Source organism: Pseudomonas sp. LF-5, assembly GCF_037626295.1.
GTDB classification, from domain to species: Bacteria; Pseudomonadota; Gammaproteobacteria; order Pseudomonadales; family Pseudomonadaceae; genus Aquipseudomonas; species Aquipseudomonas monsensis.
Window position 1 is genome coordinate 154,299 of the sequence record NZ_JARKMT010000008.1, and the last position, 20,651, is coordinate 174,949.

Below are 20,651 nucleotides of genomic sequence, written 5' to 3' on the forward strand. Positions count from 1 at the left end.
GAATGCGGTGTGTCAGCCAACAGTAATGTTGCAGGTGATGGCCTCTTCGCGAGCAAGCTCGCTCCCACAATGTTTTCCACCGTTTTCGTTATTTCTTGCGCGCAAGACACGAGGCACAGCATGCAAATCAAACTCGCCAACCCCCGTGGCTTTTGCGCCGGTGTGGACCGGGCGATCGAAATCGTCAACCGCGCCCTGGAAGTCTTCGGGCCACCGATCTACGTACGCCACGAAGTGGTGCACAACAAGTTCGTGGTCGAAGACCTGCGTAATCGTGGGGCGATCTTCGTCGAAGAGCTGGATCAGGTGCCGGACGACGTCATCGTGATCTTCAGTGCCCACGGCGTTTCCCAGGCCGTGCGCAACGAAGCCGCCGTTCGTGGTTTGAAGGTGTTCGACGCCACGTGCCCGCTAGTGACCAAGGTGCACATCGAAGTTGCGAAATACAGTCGCGACGGTCGTGAGTGCATCCTGATCGGCCACGCCGGTCACCCGGAGGTCGAAGGCACCATGGGCCAGTACGACGCCAGCAACGGCGGCGCGATCTACCTCGTCGAAGACGAGAAGGATGTGGCTGAACTGCAAGTGCGTAACCCGGAAAAACTCGCGTTCGTGACCCAGACCACGCTGTCGATGGACGACACCAGCCGCGTGATCGACGCACTGCGCAGTCGCTTTCCGTCCATTGGTGGCCCGCGCAAAGACGACATCTGCTACGCCACGCAAAACCGTCAGGACGCGGTCAAGCAACTGGCCGACGAATGCGACGTGGTGTTGGTGGTGGGCAGCCCGAACAGCTCCAACTCCAATCGCCTGCGTGAGCTGGCTGAGCGCATGGCCACGCCGGCCTACCTGATCGACGGCGCCGAGGATCTGCAGAAGAGCTGGTTCGATGGCGTCGAGCGTATCGGCATCACCGCCGGTGCTTCTGCGCCGGAAGTGCTGGTGCGCGGCGTGATCCAGCAATTGCAGGCGTGGGGCGCGACCGGTGCCGATGAGCTGGCCGGGCGCGAAGAGAACATCACCTTCTCGATGCCGAAAGAACTGCGCGTCCGCTCGATTTAACGCTTTGCGCTTTCTCGCACAGCGCCTGCCCGGTTTTCTCCCGGGCCAGGCGCACCCGACCGGTCGCCGCCAGCACCACTTGCAGCTGGCTGACCGGTTCGTGTGCCGAACACAGATGTAACGTCCCTGCCTGAAACGCCCGCCCGGGCATCAGCGGCTGCCCCAGACTGCTGAAGCGCACGTAACGACTGACCGCCCAATTGCCAACAATCGGTATCCGCTGGGCACTCGCCCGCTCCTGTAGCAGTGGGTTGTCGCTGTCCTGCGGCCCCTTGCCACTGATATCCAGAATGATCCGCCAGCCCTGACTCCAGTCGCCGTTGATGCCGTGAATCACCACGCTCTGATTGCGCGTGATGGCCTGTGTTCGGGCATTGCGGATGCCGTCGAGCAAGGACTGCGCAGCCTGGTCGCGATGATTCGCTTCGGTGAAAGCGGCAAACGCCGGACTGACCAGCGCCAGAACAATTGCGCCAATCGCCAGTCCCATAAGCAATTCAATCAGACTGAAACCCTGTTGCGGCATGACGACTTCCTCCCTGAAGCCTGAGGCCCGGCGCAATCCTTGCGCCGGGCACGGCAAATCAACCGACACAGGCCGGTTGAATGTTCTAGTTTGTAGAGGCAGGTATAGCCGACGGCAACGGAGGGCATGGATGAATCATCGTACAAAAGGTTTCACGCTGCCCGAGTTGCTGGTCGCGATCGCCGTGTTGGTGATTCTCCTCACCCTGGCGGTGCCGGGTTTCACCCGTTCGATCCAGAGCAGCAAGGCCGACACCGAAATGGGCGACCTGCAGCGTGCCCTCAACTACGCGCGACTGGAGGCGATCGACCGCGGCGTGACCACGCGCCTGCGGCCGAGCGCCGGTGGCAGCGTGTGGACCGGCGAGTTGTCGGTCTACGACGGTACTGGCAATGCGGCCAATGTATTGCGGGTTGTTCCAGCGATGAGCAGCGGCGCGACTCTGACGCTACCCTCAGGAGTGACTGCACTGGATTTCAACAATCTGGGTGGTCTGGCGGCACCGTCGACGGCGGTGGTCATCAGTTACGTGCTGGGAACGCAAAGCAGGACGCTGAACGTGTGTCTCAACGGACGAATTCAATGGGGTGGAAGTTGCGGATGAGGGCAGGGAGCTTACGGGCACAGGAGGGCATGTCGCTGATCGAGGTGCTGGTTGCGTTGCTGATTCTGACCGTCGGCATATTGGGCGCGGCAGCGGTGCAACTCAATGCGCTGAAGTACACCGACAGTTCACGGATGACCAGTCAGGCCAGCTTCATCGCCTACGACATGATGGACCGCATCCGCGCCAACGCCGCCGCCGATTACACCGGCACGCCGCCGACCTCGGGCAACCTCGGCGTCGCCCGCGATCAGGACCTCTACGACTTCACCACCAACATCATCAATTTCGGCGGGCCGACCGCCACCGGCACGATCACCCTCAATCAGCGGGTGTACACCATCACCATCAACTGGAATGACTCACGGGCCGCGAATGCCACGGGCACCACGCGCAGTTTCGTCCTGACCAGTCGCGCCGCAGTCGACCCGGTGGCCACGCCATGAAGCATCACAATCGGGGGTTCGGCCTGATTGAAATGCTCATCGCCCTGGCACTCGGGTTGATCGTGGTGTTGGGGGTGGTGCAGACGTTTCTCGCCGCGAAAAACACCTATGTCAGCCAGAACACCGGGGCGGCAATGCAGGAGGACGCACGCTTTGTGCTGAGCAAGATGATCCAGGAGCTGCGCATGGTTGGTATGTTCGGCTGCCTCGGTAGCATTACCGACGCAAGTTCGGCCGGGGATTTCAATGCGGCACAGCTCACACCGATCAGTTGGGACAACAGCAACCTCAAGCTGACCCTGGTCACCGCCGACGTCGGCGGCAATGGTGGCACGCCGACCTGGACGGTGGTCTCCGATTGCCGCAACAGCGCCACGGCCTACACCGGATTGCGCGCCGCCGGGAGCGGGCAAATCGCCTTTCCGATCCGCCGCTTGATCTACAGCTTCAGCAACAACCAGATCCTCATGGGCACCGGCAGCGGCACGCCGACCCAGCAGGTGCTGGTGAATAACGTCAGTGCCTTTAACGTGACCTTCGGTCTGGCCTCGTCCGCCACCGATGTCGCGGCGTCCTCTTACAGCAGCAACCCCGGCGATCCGGCGCGCATCCGCAGCGTGCGCCTGAGCCTGACCCTCACCGACCCGAACAACCGGGTGGCCAATCAAACCTTCAACGTGGTTGCCGCGTTGCGCAACCGCTTGCAGTGAGGGCCGGGCCAATGAGGACTTCTTTGCATCAGCGACGCACCCAGCGCGGCATGGTGCTGCTGGTCAGCCTGGTGTTCCTGTTATTGCTGACCCTGGTGGGGCTGTCATCAATGCAAAGTGCCAACCTGCAGGAAAAAATGGCCGGCAGTGTCAGCCTGCGCAATCAGTCGTTCCAGACTGCCGAGGCGGCGTTGCGCATCGGCGAGAGTGCGGTGCAACTCGACAGTTATTCGCTGGCCGTGTGTGCCAGTACTGCGCAATGTGCGCCGCCGGCAGAGTCATCGGTGGTGAGTGCGGCGGGGCTCAATTCGACCTCGGGGGTGACGTGGATCGCCGCCGGCAATGGCTTCTATGGCGTGCAGAACATTGGTACCACCCTGACGGCAGTGAACGTGCCGAGTAATACGTCGGCGACACTGTATCGAGTGACCGCGGTCGGTATCGCCGGCACTTCGCGCAGTGTGGTGGAGAGTGTCTATGCGAAGTATTGAGCGCTGCTGGAGACTGTTGGCGGGCATGCTGGCGGGCTTGTATCTGGCTGCGCCGGCCTACGCGTTCACCCCATCCGATTCTCCACTCTTGAGTGCGGCAGCGGTGCCGCCCAATGTGATGTTGCTGATCGACGACTCAGGCAGCATGAACAGCATCATTTATGCAGCGGGGTTCGATCCGAACGTCACTCGCACGCCGGCCAGGCAGTGCAACGCGTTCCTCGGGCTGTGCTCGGTCCTCAATGCACCCACGATTACTGGCGATCCGGTGTTCTTATCAAGCCTGCCAACGTCTGGATGCTCCGGCGGGGCGTATGCTTTTTACAACAACAGCGTGGCGCCGCTGTGTCTGAAACTGCCTGATCCGGTGGGCGGCGGCAACACCCGCTACACGGGGGATTACATTTCCTACGTGGTCGGGCTGGCGATCAGCAACGGCACGCGCGATTTCACCACCGGAGCGATTCCCAACGACTACCGGATCAACGTGGCACGTAATGTGTCCTCCGCGCTGGTTGCCAGCAACCGAACCTTGCGCATGGGACTGTCGACCTTCAATCCGGTCACCAACAACAACTCCGGCAATGGTGGTTACATCGCTCGATCCATCAGTGACCTGTCGCCGGTCTCCGGCAGCGTGACTCAGGCCCAGGCCGACGCCAACTACAACGCGCTGATTTCGTCGATCAACGGCTTGAGTGCCGTGGCCAACACGCCGCTGGCGGAAACCTATTACGAAATCACCCGCTACATGCGCGGCATGGCGCCGTACTACAACAGCACGCCGACCACCTACACCAGTCCGATCCAGTACCGCTGCCAGAAAAACTACGGCGTGGTCATCACCGATGGTCTGCCGACCTTCGACCGCACGTTTCCCAGCAATGACCCGCTGGGCGGCAGTCGTCTGCCGAACTGGGACGGCGTCAACAATGACGGCGACAACCGCAATGGCGACGACGAAGGTGACACGCTGTATCTGGATGACATCGCCAAATTCGCCTTCGACATCGACATGCGTTCATCGGGGACTGACGCCGCCGGCAAGAGCTGGAACGCCGTGGATTTTCCCAAGCAGAACATGAACACCTACACCGTGGGTTTTACCGCCGACAACGACATGCTCCTGGATGCGGCCAGCTATGGGCAGGGCAAGTATTACCAGGCGACCGACGGCACTGGCCTCAACAGCGCACTGTCCTCGGCCTTGAGTGACATCACCTCCAAGGCTGGCTCCGGTGGCAGCGGCGTCACCAGCGGCACCACGCTGGCCAGTGGCACCAGTTATTTCCAGACCAGCTACGATCCCAGGGACTGGCGCGGGACGATCAAATCCTTCGGCTTCACCTCGGCCGGCGCGGTGAATACCTCCGCGGCCTTGTGGACCACCGACACCACCATCGTTCCGGGCGCAACCGCACCGACCTATCAATCGTGGAACACCGCCAGCAACGCCGCCGTTACCCTGGCGTACGGCAACTTTTCTACGACCCAGCAGACCACGCTCGGTCAGGGCCTGCCGAGCGGCATCAGCGGCAGCGATCTGGTGGAATGGAGCAAAGGCACTAACAAGACCGGGCTGAAGGTGCGCAGCGTATTGCTCGGCGACATCATCAACTCGCCGCTGGTGCTGGCTTCACCCAGTGACAAAACCGCCTCCGACCTGTCGGGCGACAGCACCTACAGCACTTACCTGACCACCAAGGCGGCGAACATGAACCCCAGCCTGGTGGTGAATGCCAACGACGGTTTCGTCAACGTCATCAACTCCGCCAATGGCACCCGGCGCTATGCCTACATGCCGTCCAGCGTACTGCCGTCGCTGCGGCTGATTGCCGACCCGGCGTACGTCAACGGCGTCAGCCACAAGTTTCTGGTGGACGGGCAGGTCGGCGTGTATGACGCGCAACTCAACAGTGCCTGGAAAACCCTGGCGATTGGCGGCACCGGCGCTGGTGGCAAGACTTTCTATGCCTTGCAGCTGTTCGACGCTGCGGCGGGCAATGTGCTCAATGCCCTGTGGGAAGTCAGTGCGCCCGCCACGGCAAACACCGCCAACGCTTTTAATGATCTGGGTTATGCCTACGCGCGGCCGGAAGTGGCACGCTTGGCCGATGGTCGCTGGGCAGCGTTCATTGCCAATGGTTACGGCAGCAACTCCGGGGTGGCGGCGTTGTATGTGCTGGATGTGCGTGACGGTTCGTTGATCAAGAAGATCGTGATAGACAGCAGCGAAACCACCAATGGTCTGTCGTCGGTGAAGCTCAAGGTCAATTCGTCAAACGTGGTGCAGGCAGCCTACGGCGGCGACTTGAAAGGGCGTCTGTGGAAATTCGACCTCAGCGCGACCTCGACCAACAGCTGGGGTCTGGCGTTTTCCGGCAAGCCGTTGTTCACCACGGCGGGCGGGCCGACCCAGCCGATCACGGCGCAGCCGCTGCTGGCGGACAACTCGCTGGGCGGCAAGCAGGTTTTTTTCGGCTCCGGCAAATTCAACGAGACCGCCGACAAGACCAACAAGGATTTGCAGGCGTTTTATTCGGTGTGGGATGCCGACGGTGGTGCCGGGCAACTGACGGTCAGCAGTTTGCAGGCGCAGGCGGTCACCGGGGTGTTTTCCGGCAGCACCGGGCAGTTCATCACCACCAGTCAGAACGACACGACATATCCTGGGGAGAAGGGCTGGTATCTGCCCTTGGTGTACAACAGCGTGCTGACCGGTGAGCGGGTGATCAATCAGGCCAGCCTGGTGCTCGGGCGCATCGTGTTTACCACGGCCAGTGTCGACACCACTGACCCGTGTGCCAGTTTCGGCAGCGGCAAACTGGTCGAACTCGATGCGTTCAGCGGTAAGATGCTCAACTACGCGGTGCTCGACACCAACGCCGACGGCGTGGTCGACAGCAACGACACGATTTCCAGTGGTGTGGTGTTCACTGGTGGCATTCCGACCCTGAACGCCATCATCAATGGCGCGACCCGCAAGATCGTCAACGATTCCAGTGGCACCGTCACCACACTGGTGGAAAAATCCGGCGGCGGCAGCCGTCGTATCATGTGGCGACAAATACAGTAAGTGAGAGTTTGAGGCATGCGCAGAGTCAACCGGGGCTTCACCCTGATCGAAATCATGATCGTGATTGCGATCATCGGGATCATCATCACCATCGCCGCACCGAGCTACACCGAATACCTGAAAAAGGGACGGCGCGCCGAGGTGGTCTCGCTGCTCTCGGAACAGGTGCAGATCCTCGAGCGTTTCTATACCAAAAACAACGTCTACACCGGCATTACCGGTCTGAGCGCGGGCAATGACTTTTACACGCTCACCCCGACGGTCACCGACCAGACCTTTCTGCTGACCGCCACCCGCAAGGCCGGCACTACCATGGCGACCGACAGGTGCGGGGACTTCACCCTGACCAACACCGGCGTCAGAAGCATGAATAACGCTACCACCGGGCTGACCACCAAGGATTGCTGGGGCCGCTGAGGTACTTTCTCAAGGGCGCCTTTTGCGCCCACTGTCTTTTTCACGGTTGGATCAAACATGACCAGGCAACAGCAAGTGGTGATTGTCGGTGGCGGGGTGATTGGCCTGCTGACCGCCTACAACCTCGCCTCCGAAGTGCGCAGCGTGGTGCTGCTGGATCGTTCGGACCTCGGCCAGGAATCGTCCTGGGCCGGTGGCGGCATCGTGTCTCCGCTGTACCCGTGGCGCTATAGCCCGGCCGTCACCGCGCTGGCGCACTGGTCGCAGGATTTTTATCCACAGCTGGGCGAACGCCTGTTTGCCGATACCGGCGTTGATCCCGAAGTGCACACCACCGGCCTGTACTGGCTGGATCTGGATGACGAAGCCGAGGCACTGGCCTGGGCCGCACGGGAGAACCGTCCGTTGCGGTCTGTGGATATCTCGGCAGCACACGATGCGGTACCGGTGCTGGGCGGTGGATTCTCGCGGGCGATCTACATGGCCGATGTCGCCAACGTCAGAAACCCGCGTCTGGTCAAGTCGCTGAAGGCGGCGTTGCAGGCGCTGCCGAACGTGACCCTTCACGAGCAATGCGAAGTCAGCGGGTTTGTGCGTCAGGGCGAGCGGGTGGTGGGCGTGCAGACTTCAACTGGCGTGATCGAGGGCGATCAGATCGTGCTGACGGCCGGCGCCTGGAGCGGCGATCTGCTCAAGACGCTGAACCTGTCGCTGCCGGTCGAGCCGGTCAAAGGCCAGATGATTCTGTACAAATGCGCGGCCGATTTCCTGCCGAGCATGGTTCTGGCCAAGGGACGCTATGCGATTCCGCGTCGTGACGGGCACATCCTGATTGGCAGTACGCTGGAGCACGAAGGCTACGACAAGACGCCGACCGATGTGGCGCTGGAAAGCCTCAAGGCGTCGGCGGTCGAGTTGATTCCCGCGTTGGCGGATGCCGAGGTGGTGGGGCATTGGGCCGGGTTGCGGCCTGGCTCGCCGGAAGGGATTCCGTACATCGGCCGGGTGCCGGGGTTCGCGGGTTTGTGGTTGAACTGCGGGCATTACCGTAACGGGTTGGTGCTGGCGCCGGCGTCGTGTCAGTTGTTTGCCGATGTGATGCTGGGGCGGACACCGATCATTGATCCGGCACCGTATGCGCCTGAAGGCCGCATTTAGTCAGATATTTTTCCAGGGCCTGGCAGACCGTTTTCGCCAGCAAGCCCGCACCCACAGTTGATCGTGTCGGTCACAAATCCAATGTGGGCGCGGGCTTGCTCGCGAAGGTGGCCTCAATCCAGACCGAGTTTCTTCAACCTGTAACGCATCGACCGAAACGACAGGCTCAAGCGCTGCGCCGCTGCCGTGCGATTCCAGCGCGTCTCCTCCAGCGCCTGCAGGATCAACTTGCGTTCGACGTTCTCTAGATAATCTTCCAGGTTGTCGATTTGCGTCAGGTCGGCAATTGCGCCACCCGCCGCGCAGTTACCCTCGCTCAGGCGCAAGTCCTCAGCTTCGATCGTACGGTTTTCACACAAGGTGTGCGCCCGTTCGAGGACGTTTTCCAGCTCGCGCACATTCCCCGGAAAGCGGTAGTTCTTCAGGGTTTCCAGCGCTTGCGGGTGCAGGCGCGCCGGCGGTTGGCCGGTGTCCTTGGCCAGGCGCTTGAGCACGTGCGCCGCCAGCACTTCAATGTCATCGCGTCGTTCGCGCAAGGACGGTACGCGCAATTCGATGACGTTAAGCCGGTAATACAGATCCTGACGGAAGCGTTCGGCAGCCACTTCGGCGTCCAGATCCTTGTGGGTGGCGCACAGAATACGCACATCGACCACGGTTTCCTGTTGGCCACCGACGCTGCGCACGGCTTTTTCCTGAATCGCCCGCAGCAGTTTCACTTGCATGGACAGCGGCAGGTCCGCCACTTCATCGAGAAACAATGTGCCGCCGTGAGCTGCCTGGAACAGTCCGGGCTTGTCCTCGACCGCACCGGTAAAACTGCCTTTGCGGTGACCGAAGAATTCACTCTCCATCAATTCCGAAGGAATGGCCCCGCAGTTCACCGGCACGAAGGGCTGGCTGGCGCGCGGGCCTTGTTCGTGGATCAGCCGCGCCACCAGTTCCTTGCCGCTGCCGGACTCGCCGCTGATGTACACCGGCGCCTGGCTGCGGGCGAGTTTGTCGATCTGTTTGCGCAGATTGCGCATGGGCGACGAGTCGCCGAGCAAGCGCCGGTCAATCGAGGTGCACACGCCACCGGCCACCGGCATGCGCAAGGCGGTGCCGACCAGTTCACGCAGGCGGGTGAGGTCCACCGGTTTGGTGAGAAAGTCGAAAGCCCCGGCCTTCAGCGCGTTGATTGCGGTTTCGAGGCTGCCATACGCGGTGATCATCGCCACCGGCAGCTGTGGATAACGTTGCTGAATGTGTTGTACCAGATCCAGGCCGGTGCCATCGGGCAGGCGCATGTCGGTCAGGCACAGGTCGAAGGACTGGCGCTGCAACAGGGCCTGGGCTTCGCCGAGATTACGCGCGCTGAAGGTGTCGAGTTTCATCCGTCCCAGGGTGATTTCCAGGAGTTCGCGGATATCCGGCTCGTCGTCGACGATGAGGATTTTTTGCCGTGGGCTCGTGTTCAACTTTGTTTCCGTCCGTGAGCAAAGGTGATGCGAAAGCAGCCGCCGTCTTGGCGTGACTGGAAGTCTAGGCGCGCTTGATTGCTTTCGCACAGCTCACGGGACAGATACAGCCCAAGGCCGGTGCCCTGGCTACTGGTGGTGAAGAACGGTTCGAACAGATGTGCCTGTTGATCGAGCGCGACGCCGGGGCCGTTGTCCCGTACTTCGAGCACCGCCAGCTGGCTGTCGGGGTCGACGAACAGGGCCAGCCAGACCTCGGCTTGTTCGTGCAGCAGGGCGCTGTGGCGCCAGCCGTTGCGCAACAGATTGTCGAGAATTTGCGTGAGCTGGTTGGGGTCCATCAGGGTGGTGAAGTCCCCCGAATTGATCCGTAAGTGAATCTGCTGACGCTCAGTGGCCTGCTCGCGGCTTTCGGCAACGAAGTTTTCCAGCCACGGCTTGAGATCCAGGCGTTGCGGTGCACTCTGCTGGCGGCGGGACAGTTGCAGGACGTTTTCGATGACTCGGTTCATGCGCTGGGAGTGGTCTTGAATAATCTGCGTCAGACGGCGATCCGCACCATCGAGTTCCTCGGATTCCCCCAATAGCTGCGCGGCATGACTGATGGCGCCCAGCGGATTGCGGATTTCGTGGGAGATGCCGGCGGTCAGGCGGCCGAGGGCGGCCAGTTTCAGTTGCTGGGCCTGCTGGGCGATTTGCGCGAGGTCTTCGAGAAACACCAGGGTCTGTGGGTTCGGGCTCTGGTCCAGGGCGATGAAGCTGGCTTGCAGTTCGAGGCCGTTGCCGGGGATTTTCAGGCTTTGCGGGCGCAGGGTCGGGTTGTTCATCCACAATTGCAGGCGATCGACCAGTGCCGGCGAATAGTCGTCGATCAGATGCCCTTGAAGATGGGATTGCGCGAGCAGGATCTGCGCGCTGTGGTTGGCCAGTTGCACCCGGCGCGCTCCGTCGAGCACCAGAATGCCGGTGCGCATGCGTTGCAGGATCAGCGCATTGAGCGCTTCGAGGCCGACCACTTCGCTGGCGCGGCGTTCGGCCAGGGTTTCACTGACCTCCAGACGCCTGATCAATCCTTGCACCAGCAGTGAGGCGGCGAAACACAGCGCACCGAGGGTGCCGGCCTGCAGGTATTCATTGGCGCTCAGGGGATGGCTGAAGCTGAGCAGGAAACTCAGGCCGACAATGCCGAGCGCGCCAATGGCGGCGATCAGCAGGCCGATACGCCGCCGCAGCAGGGTATTGCTGATCGCGATCGAAACGATCAGCAGATTGCCCAGGGCACTGACCACGCCGCCGGCCGCGTAGAACAAACCGCACAACAACAGCACGTCGACCAGCGCCAGCGTGAACAGCTGAGTCGGGCGCCGGGTGTTTTCAAAGAACACCACCAACAGAATGTTGAGCACCAGATACAGCCAGCTGCCGCCGCGCAGCAGATCGTCGTTGGCCGAGGTCAGCAGGCGGTTGTCCATGTTGCTGGAGATCAACAGCACCAGGGTGATGCCGACGCTTAAACGGTAGAGATGGTAGAGGCGCAGCAGGCGCTGCGCCTGTTTGCTGTGGGCGCTGGCGGCCTCAGCGATCACTGGAGCCCGGGCCTTGCTCGAGGTGAGCCTGGCTGCAATACCACTGTTGTTGAAGGCTCAGCGCACGGTCGCGCGGCAGGTGAACGCCGCAATGGGCGCAGCGCACCATCGGTGCGGCGTCTTGTTCGCGAGGATCGCGACGGGATGGATTGGACGCGGCGGGTGCCTTGAACTTACGCCACAACCAGAACGCGGCGAAAATCACGGCAATCCAGAACAATAAACGAAGCATGATGAGCGGCTTTTCGACTGATGATCCGGCAGTTTAGCCAAGGACCCGAGACGCGCCCAGTCTATTCAAGCGCGCCCATGAAAAAGGGAGATCCGAAGATCTCCCTTTTTCTGTGCATCGGCTGTATTCAGTCGAACAGGCCGAACGTCATGTAGCTGAACCACGAACGGTCGGAACTGCTGGATTCCGGCGCTGGCTCTTCGATCACGTCGCCGTTTTCGTCTTTTGGCTTGAGCTCGTTCGGAATCGCGTCTTTTGCGTCCTGGAACTGCTTCTGCACGTCCTGGTTGGCGCGGGTTTCGCCCGGCGGCAGCGGTGGACGCGACTCGATCAGACCCAACGTCGCCTTGCTCAGGAACGAACGGTTGTCGGCTTCGGCAACCCGTGGCACGAACTGGCCGTCTTGCAGGCTCGGGTGGTTCGGGTAGTTGAGCTTCAGGGTTTCCAGGCTGGTGGTCGCCAGTTCGTCCAGGTGCAGACGCTGATAGGCCTCAGTCATCACTGCCAGGCCGTCGCCGACCGATGGGGTTTCCTGGAAGTTTTCCACCACGTAACGGCCACGGTTGGCAGCGGCTACATAAGCCTGACGGGTCAGGTAGTAGTCAGCCACGTGGATTTCGTAGGCAGCCAGCAGGTTGCGCAGGTAGATCATGCGCTGCTTGGCGTCCGGCGCGTAGCGGCTGTTCGGGTAGCGGCTGGTCAACTGGGCGAACTCGTTGTACGAGTCGCGAGCGGCACCCGGGTCACGCTTGGTCATGTCCAGCGGCAGGAAGCGCGCCAGCAGGCCGACGTCCTGGTCGAACGAGGTCAGGCCCTTGAGGTAGTAGGCGTAGTCCACGTTCGGGTGCTGGGGGTGCAAACGGATAAAACGCTCGGCGGCGGACTTGGCAGCTTCCGGCTCGGAGTTTTTATAGTTGGCATAGATCAGTTCAAGCTGTGCCTGGTCGGCGTAGCGACCGAACGGATAGCGCGACTCCAGAGCCTTCAGCTTGGCTGTGGCGCTGGTGTAGCTATTATTGTCCAGGTCGGTCTGAGCCTGCTGATACAGCTCGGCTTCGCTCAGGTTTTCGTCGACGACTTCCTTCGATGAGCAAGCAGCGGTCAATGCGAGGATGGCGATCAGCAGCAGGTGTTTCACTTGCATGGCGGCTTGCGTCCCTATGACGGCCGCTGTCTTGGGCGGGGCCGTCCTGTTATGATGAGCGCCCCGTTGAAAAGCCTCGGGGCAAAAGACGCCGTATTTAACCACAAGCGCGCAGCCGAAACCAAAGGCTGTGCCGACGCCCAGTCAGAGCATGTCCGATAAAATTGAACTTCGCGCAGAGGTGCCGTCCGAATTGGGCGGCCAACGCCTCGATCAAGTCGCCGCCCAACTCTTCGCTGAGCACTCACGCTCGCGCCTTTCCGCCTGGATCAAAGAAGGTCGCCTGACTGTGGACGGGGCGGTCATCCGCCCACGCGACATCGTGCATGGCGGTGCCATCCTTGAACTGACTGCCGAGCAGGAAGCCCAGGGCGAGTGGATCGCCCAGGACATCGAGCTCGACATCGTCTATGAAGACGACGACATTCTGGTGATCAACAAGCCTGCGGGCCTGGTGGTGCACCCGGCTGCCGGTCACGCCGATGGCACCTTGCTCAATGCCTTGCTGCACCACGTGCCGGACATCATCAATGTCCCGCGCGCCGGTATCGTGCATCGTCTGGACAAGGACACCACCGGTCTGATGGTGGTGGCCAAGACCATTCAGGCGCAGACAAAGCTGGTTGCACAATTGCAGAGCCGCAGCGTCAGCCGCATTTACGAGTGCATCGTGATCGGCGTGGTGACGGCGGGTGGCAAGATCAATGCACCGATCGGTCGCCACGGCCAGCAGCGTCAGCGCATGGCGGTGATGGAAGGCGGCAAGCCGGCCGTCAGCCACTATCGCGTGCTGGAGCGTTTCCGTTCCCACACCCACGTGCGGGTAAAACTGGAAACCGGCCGGACCCACCAGATCCGCGTACATATGTCGCACATCAACTTCCCGTTGGTCGGCGACCCGGCGTACGGCGGTCGTTTCCGCATCCCGCCGGCGGCGAACCCGACCATGGTCGAGTCGCTCAAGCACTTCCCGCGTCAGGCGCTGCATGCGCGCTTCCTCGAGCTCGATCATCCGACCACCGGTGAACGCATGAGCTGGGAATCGCCGCTGCCGGAAGACTTCGTCTGGCTGCTGACCCTGCTCAAGCAGGATCGCGAGGCATTCGTCGGATGAACTGGCTGACGCCGGACTGGCCTGCGCCGGCCAGCGTCATGGCCTGTGTCACCACTCGCGAGGGCGGTGTCAGCGAGGCGCCGTTCGACAGCCTCAATCTGGGCGATCATGTCGATGATCGCCCAGAGGCTGTTGCCGAGAATCGTCGGCGTCTGACCGAGCGCTTCTCTATAAAGCCGGCCTGGTTGCAGCAAGTGCACGGAATTGTCGTGGCTCATGCTGATCCAGACGTGGTGGCAACGGCTGACGCCAGTTGGACGCAGACCCCCGGCATTGCCTGTACGGCGATGACCGCGGATTGCCTGCCGGCATTGTTCTGCAACCGTGCCGGCACTCGTGTCGCGGCGGCTCATGCCGGTTGGCGCGGGTTGGCGGCGGGCGTGCTCGAAGCCACTCTCGATCAACTCGACACCGCTCCGGCGGACGTGCTGGTCTGGCTCGGTCCGGCCATCGGCCCGAAAGCATTTGAAGTCGGCCCGGAAGTACGGGAAGTTTTCATCAATCAACTGCCCGAAGCGGCATCAGCCTTCGTACCGAGCCACAATGCTGGCAAGTTCATGGCCGACATCTACCTGCTGGCGCGGCTGCGTCTGGCTGAACGGGGTGTCACTGCGGTTTATGGCGGCGATTTCTGCACCGTGACCGATCCACGCTTCTTCTCCTACCGTCGTGCGTCGCGCACGGGGCGCTTCGCCTCCCTGATCTGGCTCACCCGCTAGACTTGTCTGATCTGTATCAACTCTCCGACGCTTGAATCTTCCAGAATCGACCGCATCTACAGTGCTATCTGGCAGGTTTCTTTATTCAGGATGGTTTTTAGGTCCGGCCTGCTCAAAAGGAAGGTGACCCCATGCGTATAGACCGTTTAACCAGCAAATTACAGTTGGCGTTGTCCGACGCCCAATCCCTGGCCGTAGGCCACGATCATCCGGCCATCGAGCCGGCGCACTTGATGCAGGCCATGCTTGAACAGCAGGGCGGTTCGATCAAGCCGCTGCTGATGCAAGTGGGCTTCGACGTCAACAGCCTGCGCAAAGAGCTGACCAAAGAGCTCGACCAATTACCGAAAATCCAGAACCCGACCGGCGACGTCAACATGTCGCAGGATCTGGCGCGCCTGCTCAATCAGGCTGATCGCCTGGCTCAGCAGAAGGGCGACCAGTTCATTTCCAGTGAGCTGGTGCTGCTCGCGGCGATGGACGAGAACAGCAAGCTCGGCAAGTTGCTGCTCGGCCAGGGCGTGAGCAAGAAAGCCCTGGAAAACGCGATCAACAACCTGCGTGGCGGTGAAGCGGTCAATGACGCGAACCACGAAGAGTCGCGCCAGGCGCTGGACAAGTACACCGTCGACCTGACCAAGCGCGCCGAAGAGGGCAAGCTCGACCCGGTGATCGGCCGTGACGACGAAATCCGTCGCACCATTCAGGTTCTGCAACGCCGGACCAAGAACAACCCGGTGTTGATCGGCGAGCCTGGCGTAGGTAAAACCGCGATTGCCGAGGGTCTGGCCCAGCGCATCATCAACGGCGAAGTGCCGGACGGCCTCAAGGGCAAGCGTCTGTTGTCGCTGGACATGGGCGCGCTGATTGCCGGCGCCAAGTATCGCGGGGAGTTCGAAGAACGCCTGAAATCGCTGCTCAACGAGCTGTCGAAACAGGAAGGGCAGATCATTCTGTTTATCGACGAACTGCACACCATGGTCGGCGCCGGCAAAGGCGAAGGCTCGATGGATGCCGGCAATATGCTCAAACCTGCGCTGGCGCGCGGTGAGCTGCACTGCGTCGGTGCGACCACGCTCAACGAGTACCGCCAATATATAGAGAAGGATGCGGCCCTCGAGCGGCGCTTCCAGAAAGTGCTGGTGGACGAGCCGAGTGAAGAAGACACCATCGCCATCCTGCGTGGCCTCAAAGAGCGTTATGAGGTTCACCACAAGGTCGCGATCACCGACGGCGCGATCATCGCGGCGGCCAAGCTCAGCCATCGCTACATCACTGACCGGCAGCTGCCGGACAAGGCCATCGACCTGATCGACGAAGCGGCCAGCCGTATCCGTATGGAAATCGACTCCAAGCCGGAAGTGCTCGATCGTCTTGAGCGGCGTCTGATTCAGTTGAAGGTCGAATCCCAGGCACTGAAGAAAGAAAGCGATGAAGCGGCCATGAAGCGCCTGGAAAAACTTCAGGAAGAAATTGTCCGCCTCGAGCGTGAGTACTCGGACCTGGAAGAAATCTGGAACTCGGAAAAAGCCGAGGTGCAGGGTTCTGCGCAGATTCAGCAGAAGATCGAACAGTCCCGTCAGGAACTGGAAGCCGCGCGCCGCAAAGGCGATCTCAATCGCATGGCCGAGCTGCAATACGGGGTGATCCCGGACCTGGAGCGCAGTCTGCAAATGGTCGACCAGCACGGCAAGAGCGAAAACCAGTTGCTGCGCAGCAAGGTGACCGAAGAGGAAATCGCCGAAGTCGTTTCGAAGTGGACCGGTATTCCGGTATCGAAAATGCTCGAAGGCGAGCGCGACAAACTGATGAAGATGGAAAGCCTGTTGCACCAACGTGTGATCGGTCAGGACGAAGCCGTGGTGGCGGTGGCCAACGCAGTGCGGCGTTCCCGTGCCGGGTTGTCCGACCCGAATCGTCCGAGCGGCTCGTTCATGTTCCTCGGCCCGACCGGTGTCGGTAAAACCGAGCTGTGCAAGGCGCTGGCCGAATTCCTCTTTGATACTGAAGAGGCGATGGTGCGGATCGACATGTCCGAGTTCATGGAGAAACATTCCGTGGCTCGCCTGATCGGTGCACCACCGGGATACGTTGGTTACGAAGAGGGCGGTTACCTGACCGAAGCGGTACGGCGCAAGCCTTACTCGGTGATCCTGCTGGACGAGGTCGAGAAGGCGCACCCGGATGTGTTCAACATCTTGCTGCAAGTGCTCGAGGATGGTCGCCTGACCGACAGCCATGGCCGCACGGTGGACTTCCGTAATACCGTGATCGTCATGACCTCGAACCTCGGCTCTGTGCAGATTCAGGAGCTGGTCGGTGATCGCGAGGCGCAGCGTGCTGCGGTGATGGATGCGCTGACGTCGCACTTCCGTCCGGAGTTCATCAACCGGGTCGACGAAGTGGTGATCTTCGAGCCTCTGGCGCGGGATCAGATCGCAGGCATTACCGAGATCCAGTTGGGCCGTCTGCGCAGTCGTCTGGCCGAGCGCGAGCTGAAGCTGGAACTGAGTCCGGAAGCGATGGACAAGCTGATTGCCGTCGGTTACGACCCGGTTTACGGCGCACGTCCTTTGAAACGGGCGATTCAGCGCTGGATCGAAAACCCGCTGGCGCAATTGATCCTCTCGGGGCACTTCATGCCTGGCGAAACCGCGACCGGCACCGTCGAGAACGACGAAATCGTTTTCAACTGAGCCAAAGCGCCAAGGAAAAAAGGAGGGCCCCACATTGTGGGGCCTTTTTTTTCGTTAGGCTGTTGAACTCAAAGGAAAAGGCTTGTAAAGTGCGCCCCGCAGTCAGTCACCGGCAGCGTTTCAATCCTCTGGGTTGAAAACTGAAATAAGTTGCAAATCATTAACTTGAAAGCAATTTAGGGGGTTGACAGAGGTGTTCTAGGTTGTAGAATAGCGCGCCTCAGACACACGAACGCAGCGATGCGAAAACGGTGTCGAGAAGCTTCAGGTTTCACAGTTGTAAATTGAAATATGTAGTTCCGTGATAGCTCAGTCGGTAGAGCAAATGACTGTTAATCATTGGGTCCCAGGTTCGAGTCCTGGTCACGGAGCCAATTTCAAACCGGGGTATAGCGCAGTCCGGTAGCGCGCCTGCTTTGGGAGCAGGATGTCAGGAGTTCGAATCCCCTTACCCCGACCATTTTTGGGTCGTTAGCTCAGTTGGTAGAGCAGTTGGCTTTTAACCAATTGGTCGTAGGTTCGAATCCCACACGACCCACCATTTTTGAAACCAGGTAACACTGGGATCGAATCTTAAGATCAGAGGCCAAAAGCGCTGATCGAAGAAGGCGATCTTTGAAAGGTCGCCTTTTTTTTACCGGGGTATAGCGCAGTCCGGTAGCGCGCCTGCTTTGGGAGCAGGATGTCAGGAGTTCGAATCCCCTTACCCCGACCATATTAAAAATCCTCGTATCGAAAGATACGGGGATTTTTTTTGTCCCTCGAAAAGGCAATTCCCTTCAAGTCATCGTACAACTGGCCGATAGCCCGCTAACACGAGGGGACTGCCATGGCTTTCGCCCCTTGAATCTGGCCAATACAAGAATAAGGGCGTTCGTCATGTTGCTTCGTCAGTTGAATATTGCTCCCCGGGCTGCCTTGGGATTCGCCCTGATCGCGGTGTTGGTGGCATTGCTCGGCGTATTTGCGCTGGGGCAGATGTCGAGCATTCGCGACAGTGAGGTCGCGGTAGAAAATCAGTGGCTGCCGAGTATTCGTGGCGGCGACGAGATTCGCGAGATCATGCTGCGCATCCGCACCATCTCATTGCGCATGGCGTTGGATCAGGACGCGAACAATATCGCCACCTACCGCAGCCAGATGGACACCCGCGACAAGGAGCTGAGCGAGAAAATCGCCGCCTACGACAAACTGGTCGACACCCCGGAAGGCCAGCAGCTGTATGACCAATTCAAAAAGACCTTCGCCGCGTATCGCAGCGGTATCGCTCAATCCTTTGCCCTCGCCGAGCAAGGCAAGCGTGATGAGTTGACCAGATTGTTGCTGGTCGACATGAAAACCGTCGTCGATGGCTCCGGCAAACAACTCAACGACCTGGCGGACCTGTTCGCCAAACAGGTCGCCGCCGAAAGCCTGAAGTCCGCTGCGCACTACGAAAACTCGCGCACGATTGTCAGTTTGTTTATCGCGTTGGCCGCGCTGGCCACGGTGGCACTGGCGATGATGCTCACTCGCAGTATCGTCCGCCCGCTGAGCAGTGCCGTGAGCGCAGCAGAAAGTGTCGCGCAGGGGGATCTGACCCGACCGATCGAAACCCAGGGCAACGATGAAGTCAGCCGTTTGCTCAAGGCACTGGCGACCATGCAGCAAAACCTGCGCGAGACGCTGCAAGGCATCAGCGGCTCGGCTACGCAACTGGCGACCGCTGCCGATGAACTCAATGCAGTGACACTCGACAGTACGCAGGGGCTGCAACAACAGAACAACGAGATCGAACAGGCCGCGACGGCTGTTAATCAGATGACGGCCGCAGTGGAAGAGGTCGCACGCAATGCGGTGTCGACGTCTGACGCCACCCGTCAATCCAGCGAGTCGGCGCATCTGGGGCAGGTGCGCGTCAGTGAGACCGCCACGGCCATCAACGCCCTGGCCAGCGATGTGCAACAGACTGGCGAACTGGTGCAATCACTGGCCAATCAATCGCAGGATATCGGCAAAGTGCTGGACGTGATTCGGGCGATTGCCGAGCAGACCAACCTGCTGGCGCTCAACGCGGCGATTGAAGCGGCACGGGCCGGTGAGAGTGGGCGCGGCTTTGCTGTGGTCGCTGATGAAGTGCGGGCGCTGGCCTATCGCACGCAGCAATCGACGCAGGAGATCGAGCAAATGGTTCAGGGCATGCGCAGCGGTTCGAGCCTGGCGCTGGATTCGATGCAGGCCAGTACCGCGCGGGCGACGACCACGCTGGCGCTGGCTGAGCGTGCCGGTGAGGCGCTGCAAACCATTACCGCGTCGGTGCACGAGATCCATGAGCGCAATCTGGTCATTACCAGCGCTGCCGAAGAACAAGCGCAAGTCGCGCGGGAAGTGGACCGCAACCTGGTGAATATTCGGGATTTGTCGGTACGTTCTGCCGCAGGCGCCGACCAGACCAGTGCTTCCAGCCATGAATTGTCGCAACTGGCCAACGCCTTGAAGGGCATGGTGCGGCGTTTCCAGCTGTAAACAACCACACATAAAAAAGCCGCGTTTCTCGCAGGAGAAGCGCGGCTTTTTTCTGTCGATCAGGCGCCGTCTTGGTCTTTCAGGTGTTCGAACAGACCTTTCGGCATTTTCTTGCCATTGGCTTCAAAGTTGGCCTTCACGTTGTTGTAGGCCTCTTGCTCGTCGATAAAGCCGTCGTGGTTGGCGTCGATCTTGTCGAAGTCCGACTTCGGCGCGACTTTCAGAAATTCGGCGCGCGAGACCTTGCCGTCACCATCGCTGTCAGTCTTGGCCATCGAAGCATCGCCACACTTGCCTTCACCGCATTTGCCTTCTGGCGCTTTCACCGAGGTTTCCGCCGAGGCAACCATGTAGCCCTGTGCCAATGGCTGGGCGGCAAATACCGAGCCGGACAGCATCAAGCCGCCAGCCAGGGCTGCGCCGATCAGGCCAATGGATTGTTTACCGAGGGTCGAAGTACGGGACATTTACACTCTCCTGGTTGCACAACGCAACCACACGTTAAGGACAAAAGCCTGAGCGGGTGCGCTCGGGTGTGGCCATTAAGCGGTGGCGGTGTATCGCGTCTGTGTCGCGCAGCGGAGGAGTTTGTAAGTGAAGGTGGGGAAAACGAGGGGGGATACAGTACGAAACAGATCTTTCGATCAACACAAAACATTGTGGGAGCGAGCCGGCTCCGGGCGGCGATCCGACGAAGAGGTT

The 20,651-nt window shown here is 60.5% G+C and carries 18 protein-coding genes, 4 tRNA genes and 1 pseudogene; 17 read left to right on the forward strand and 6 right to left on the reverse strand.

Features of this window, described 5'->3' with window-relative positions; all coding sequences use genetic code 11:
• The first annotated feature begins 120 nt into the window (after positions 1-120).
• Positions 121-1,065 (forward strand): 4-hydroxy-3-methylbut-2-enyl diphosphate reductase, encoded by a 945-nt coding sequence (gene ispH, locus PseuLF5_RS21280; protein ID WP_336347968.1) that lies wholly within the window; start codon positions 121-123, stop codon positions 1,063-1,065.
• Here the strand turns inward: ispH and PseuLF5_RS21285 are convergent.
• Positions 1,022-1,591, reverse strand: a complete 570-nt coding sequence (locus PseuLF5_RS21285) for a GspH/FimT family pseudopilin (protein WP_340134716.1) — start codon at positions 1,589-1,591, stop codon at positions 1,022-1,024. The two genes, ispH and PseuLF5_RS21285, sit on opposite strands and share 44 nt — an antisense overlap.
• Before the next feature lie 130 nt (positions 1,592-1,721).
• Here PseuLF5_RS21285 and PseuLF5_RS21290 point away from each other — a divergent pair, with 130 nt between their 5' ends.
• Genes PseuLF5_RS21290 through thiO form a run of 7 tightly spaced genes read left to right on the forward strand, consistent with a single transcriptional unit; the run spans position 1,722 to position 8,493 of the window.
• Positions 1,722-2,195, forward strand: coding sequence for a GspH/FimT family pseudopilin (locus PseuLF5_RS21290; RefSeq protein WP_186747878.1), 474 nt, complete (start codon positions 1,722-1,724; stop codon positions 2,193-2,195).
• Complete coding sequence (gene pilV, locus PseuLF5_RS21295) at positions 2,192-2,641, forward strand: type IV pilus modification protein PilV (protein WP_123464027.1); 450 nt, start codon at positions 2,192-2,194, stop codon at positions 2,639-2,641. Before PseuLF5_RS21290 ends, pilV begins: the two co-directional genes overlap by 4 nt.
• Positions 2,638-3,351 (forward strand): PilW family protein, encoded by a 714-nt coding sequence (locus tag PseuLF5_RS21300; protein ID WP_340134717.1) that lies wholly within the window; start codon positions 2,638-2,640, stop codon positions 3,349-3,351. The genes pilV and PseuLF5_RS21300 overlap by 4 nt, the downstream gene beginning before the upstream one ends.
• An 11-nt stretch (positions 3,352-3,362) precedes the next feature.
• Positions 3,363-3,842 carry a pilus assembly PilX family protein gene (locus PseuLF5_RS21305; protein WP_322375523.1) on the forward strand — a complete coding sequence of 160 codons (480 nt, stop codon included), beginning with the start codon at positions 3,363-3,365 and terminating at the stop codon, positions 3,840-3,842.
• Positions 3,829-6,918, forward strand: coding sequence for a pilus assembly protein (locus PseuLF5_RS21310; RefSeq protein ID WP_340134718.1), 3,090 nt, complete (start codon positions 3,829-3,831; stop codon positions 6,916-6,918). The genes PseuLF5_RS21305 and PseuLF5_RS21310 overlap by 14 nt, the downstream gene beginning before the upstream one ends.
• Before the next feature lie 15 nt (positions 6,919-6,933).
• Complete coding sequence (locus tag PseuLF5_RS21315) at positions 6,934-7,335, forward strand: type IV pilin protein (protein ID WP_340134719.1); 402 nt, start codon at positions 6,934-6,936, stop codon at positions 7,333-7,335.
• A 57-nt stretch (positions 7,336-7,392) separates the two neighbouring features.
• Positions 7,393-8,493, forward strand: coding sequence for a glycine oxidase ThiO (thiO, locus tag PseuLF5_RS21320; protein ID WP_123464037.1), 1,101 nt, complete (start codon positions 7,393-7,395; stop codon positions 8,491-8,493).
• A gap of 113 nt (positions 8,494-8,606) precedes the next feature.
• Here thiO and PseuLF5_RS21325 read toward each other — a convergent pair whose 3' ends face one another.
• The 4 genes from PseuLF5_RS21325 to PseuLF5_RS21340 form a co-directional block, all read right to left on the reverse strand.
• Entirely contained in the window at positions 8,607-9,953 is a 1,347-nt protein-coding gene (locus tag PseuLF5_RS21325; protein ID WP_128614391.1) for a sigma-54-dependent transcriptional regulator, read from the reverse strand.
• Positions 9,950-11,539, reverse strand: coding sequence for a sensor histidine kinase (locus PseuLF5_RS21330; RefSeq protein ID WP_336347972.1), 1,590 nt, complete (start codon positions 11,537-11,539; stop codon positions 9,950-9,952). The genes PseuLF5_RS21325 and PseuLF5_RS21330 overlap by 4 nt, the downstream gene beginning before the upstream one ends.
• A complete protein-coding gene (locus PseuLF5_RS21335; RefSeq protein ID WP_128616134.1) occupies positions 11,529-11,771 on the reverse strand; it encodes a PP0621 family protein in 243 nt (80 codons plus the stop codon). Before PseuLF5_RS21335 ends, PseuLF5_RS21330 begins: the two co-directional genes overlap by 11 nt.
• A gap of 127 nt (positions 11,772-11,898) precedes the next feature.
• Positions 11,899-12,915 (reverse strand): outer membrane protein assembly factor BamD, encoded by a 1,017-nt coding sequence (locus PseuLF5_RS21340; protein ID WP_123464044.1) that lies wholly within the window; start codon positions 12,913-12,915, stop codon positions 11,899-11,901.
• 151 nt (positions 12,916-13,066) lie between these two features.
• Between PseuLF5_RS21340 and rluD the strand changes: the two genes are divergently transcribed.
• The 9 genes and pseudogenes from rluD to PseuLF5_RS28290 all read left to right on the forward strand — a co-directional run bounded on the left by rluD (position 13,067) and on the right by PseuLF5_RS28290 (position 19,949).
• Positions 13,067-14,029 carry a 23S rRNA pseudouridine(1911/1915/1917) synthase RluD gene (gene rluD / locus PseuLF5_RS21345; RefSeq protein WP_123464046.1) on the forward strand — a complete coding sequence of 321 codons (963 nt, stop codon included), beginning with the start codon at positions 13,067-13,069 and terminating at the stop codon, positions 14,027-14,029.
• Entirely contained in the window at positions 14,026-14,748 is a 723-nt protein-coding gene (gene pgeF, locus PseuLF5_RS21350; protein ID WP_123464048.1) for a peptidoglycan editing factor PgeF, read from the forward strand. The genes rluD and pgeF overlap by 4 nt, the downstream gene beginning before the upstream one ends.
• A 131-nt stretch (positions 14,749-14,879) precedes the next feature.
• Positions 14,880-17,444 (forward strand): ATP-dependent chaperone ClpB, encoded by a 2,565-nt coding sequence (gene clpB / locus PseuLF5_RS21355; protein WP_123464050.1) that lies wholly within the window; start codon positions 14,880-14,882, stop codon positions 17,442-17,444.
• A gap of 298 nt (positions 17,445-17,742) precedes the next feature.
• Positions 17,743-17,818: transfer RNA gene (locus PseuLF5_RS21360), tRNA-Asn, on the forward strand.
• Positions 17,819-17,827: 9 nt separating this feature from the next.
• Positions 17,828-17,904, forward strand: a tRNA-Pro gene (locus PseuLF5_RS21365).
• 5 nt (positions 17,905-17,909) lie between these two features.
• Positions 17,910-17,985: transfer RNA gene (locus PseuLF5_RS21370), tRNA-Lys, on the forward strand.
• Between the two features lie 97 nt (positions 17,986-18,082).
• Positions 18,083-18,159, forward strand: a tRNA-Pro gene (locus tag PseuLF5_RS21375).
• Between the two features lie 164 nt (positions 18,160-18,323).
• Positions 18,324-19,094, forward strand: a pseudogene (locus tag PseuLF5_RS28285) (MCP four helix bundle domain-containing protein); the annotation flags it as partial.
• Complete coding sequence (locus PseuLF5_RS28290; RefSeq protein ID WP_445262424.1) at positions 19,086-19,949, forward strand: methyl-accepting chemotaxis protein; 864 nt, start codon at positions 19,086-19,088, stop codon at positions 19,947-19,949. The pseudogene PseuLF5_RS28285 and the gene PseuLF5_RS28290, both read left to right, overlap by 9 nt.
• A gap of 59 nt (positions 19,950-20,008) precedes the next feature.
• Here PseuLF5_RS28290 and PseuLF5_RS21385 read toward each other — a convergent pair whose 3' ends face one another.
• The gene (locus tag PseuLF5_RS21385; protein ID WP_128616131.1) at positions 20,009-20,416 is read right to left on the reverse strand and encodes an HvfA family oxazolone/thioamide-modified RiPP metallophore; all 408 of its coding nucleotides are present in this window, start codon (positions 20,414-20,416) and stop codon (positions 20,009-20,011) included.
• Positions 20,417-20,651 lie beyond the last annotated feature (235 nt).

Coding starts and splice junctions, on each gene's coding strand:
- PseuLF5_RS21340 (WP_123464044.1), bottom strand. CDS start 12,915: ATGCAAGTGAAACACCTGCTGCTGATCGCCATCCTCGCATTGACCGCT.
- pilV (WP_123464027.1), top strand. CDS start 2,192: ATGAGGGCAGGGAGCTTACGGGCACAGGAGGGCATGTCGCTGATCGAG.
- PseuLF5_RS21385 (WP_128616131.1), bottom strand. CDS start 20,416: ATGTCCCGTACTTCGACCCTCGGTAAACAATCCATTGGCCTGATCGGC.
- PseuLF5_RS21335 (WP_128616134.1), bottom strand. CDS start 11,771: ATGCTTCGTTTATTGTTCTGGATTGCCGTGATTTTCGCCGCGTTCTGG.
- PseuLF5_RS21305 (WP_322375523.1), top strand. CDS start 3,363: ATGAGGACTTCTTTGCATCAGCGACGCACCCAGCGCGGCATGGTGCTG.
- PseuLF5_RS28290 (WP_445262424.1), top strand. CDS start 19,086: ATGCAGCAAAACCTGCGCGAGACGCTGCAAGGCATCAGCGGCTCGGCT.
- PseuLF5_RS21315 (WP_340134719.1), top strand. CDS start 6,934: ATGCGCAGAGTCAACCGGGGCTTCACCCTGATCGAAATCATGATCGTG.
- clpB (WP_123464050.1), top strand. CDS start 14,880: ATGCGTATAGACCGTTTAACCAGCAAATTACAGTTGGCGTTGTCCGAC.
- thiO (WP_123464037.1), top strand. CDS start 7,393: ATGACCAGGCAACAGCAAGTGGTGATTGTCGGTGGCGGGGTGATTGGC.
- ispH (WP_336347968.1), top strand. CDS start 121: ATGCAAATCAAACTCGCCAACCCCCGTGGCTTTTGCGCCGGTGTGGAC.
- PseuLF5_RS21285 (WP_340134716.1), bottom strand. CDS start 1,591: ATGCCGCAACAGGGTTTCAGTCTGATTGAATTGCTTATGGGACTGGCG.
- PseuLF5_RS21310 (WP_340134718.1), top strand. CDS start 3,829: ATGCGAAGTATTGAGCGCTGCTGGAGACTGTTGGCGGGCATGCTGGCG.
- PseuLF5_RS21300 (WP_340134717.1), top strand. CDS start 2,638: ATGAAGCATCACAATCGGGGGTTCGGCCTGATTGAAATGCTCATCGCC.
- PseuLF5_RS21290 (WP_186747878.1), top strand. CDS start 1,722: ATGAATCATCGTACAAAAGGTTTCACGCTGCCCGAGTTGCTGGTCGCG.
- pgeF (WP_123464048.1), top strand. CDS start 14,026: ATGAACTGGCTGACGCCGGACTGGCCTGCGCCGGCCAGCGTCATGGCC.
- rluD (WP_123464046.1), top strand. CDS start 13,067: ATGTCCGATAAAATTGAACTTCGCGCAGAGGTGCCGTCCGAATTGGGC.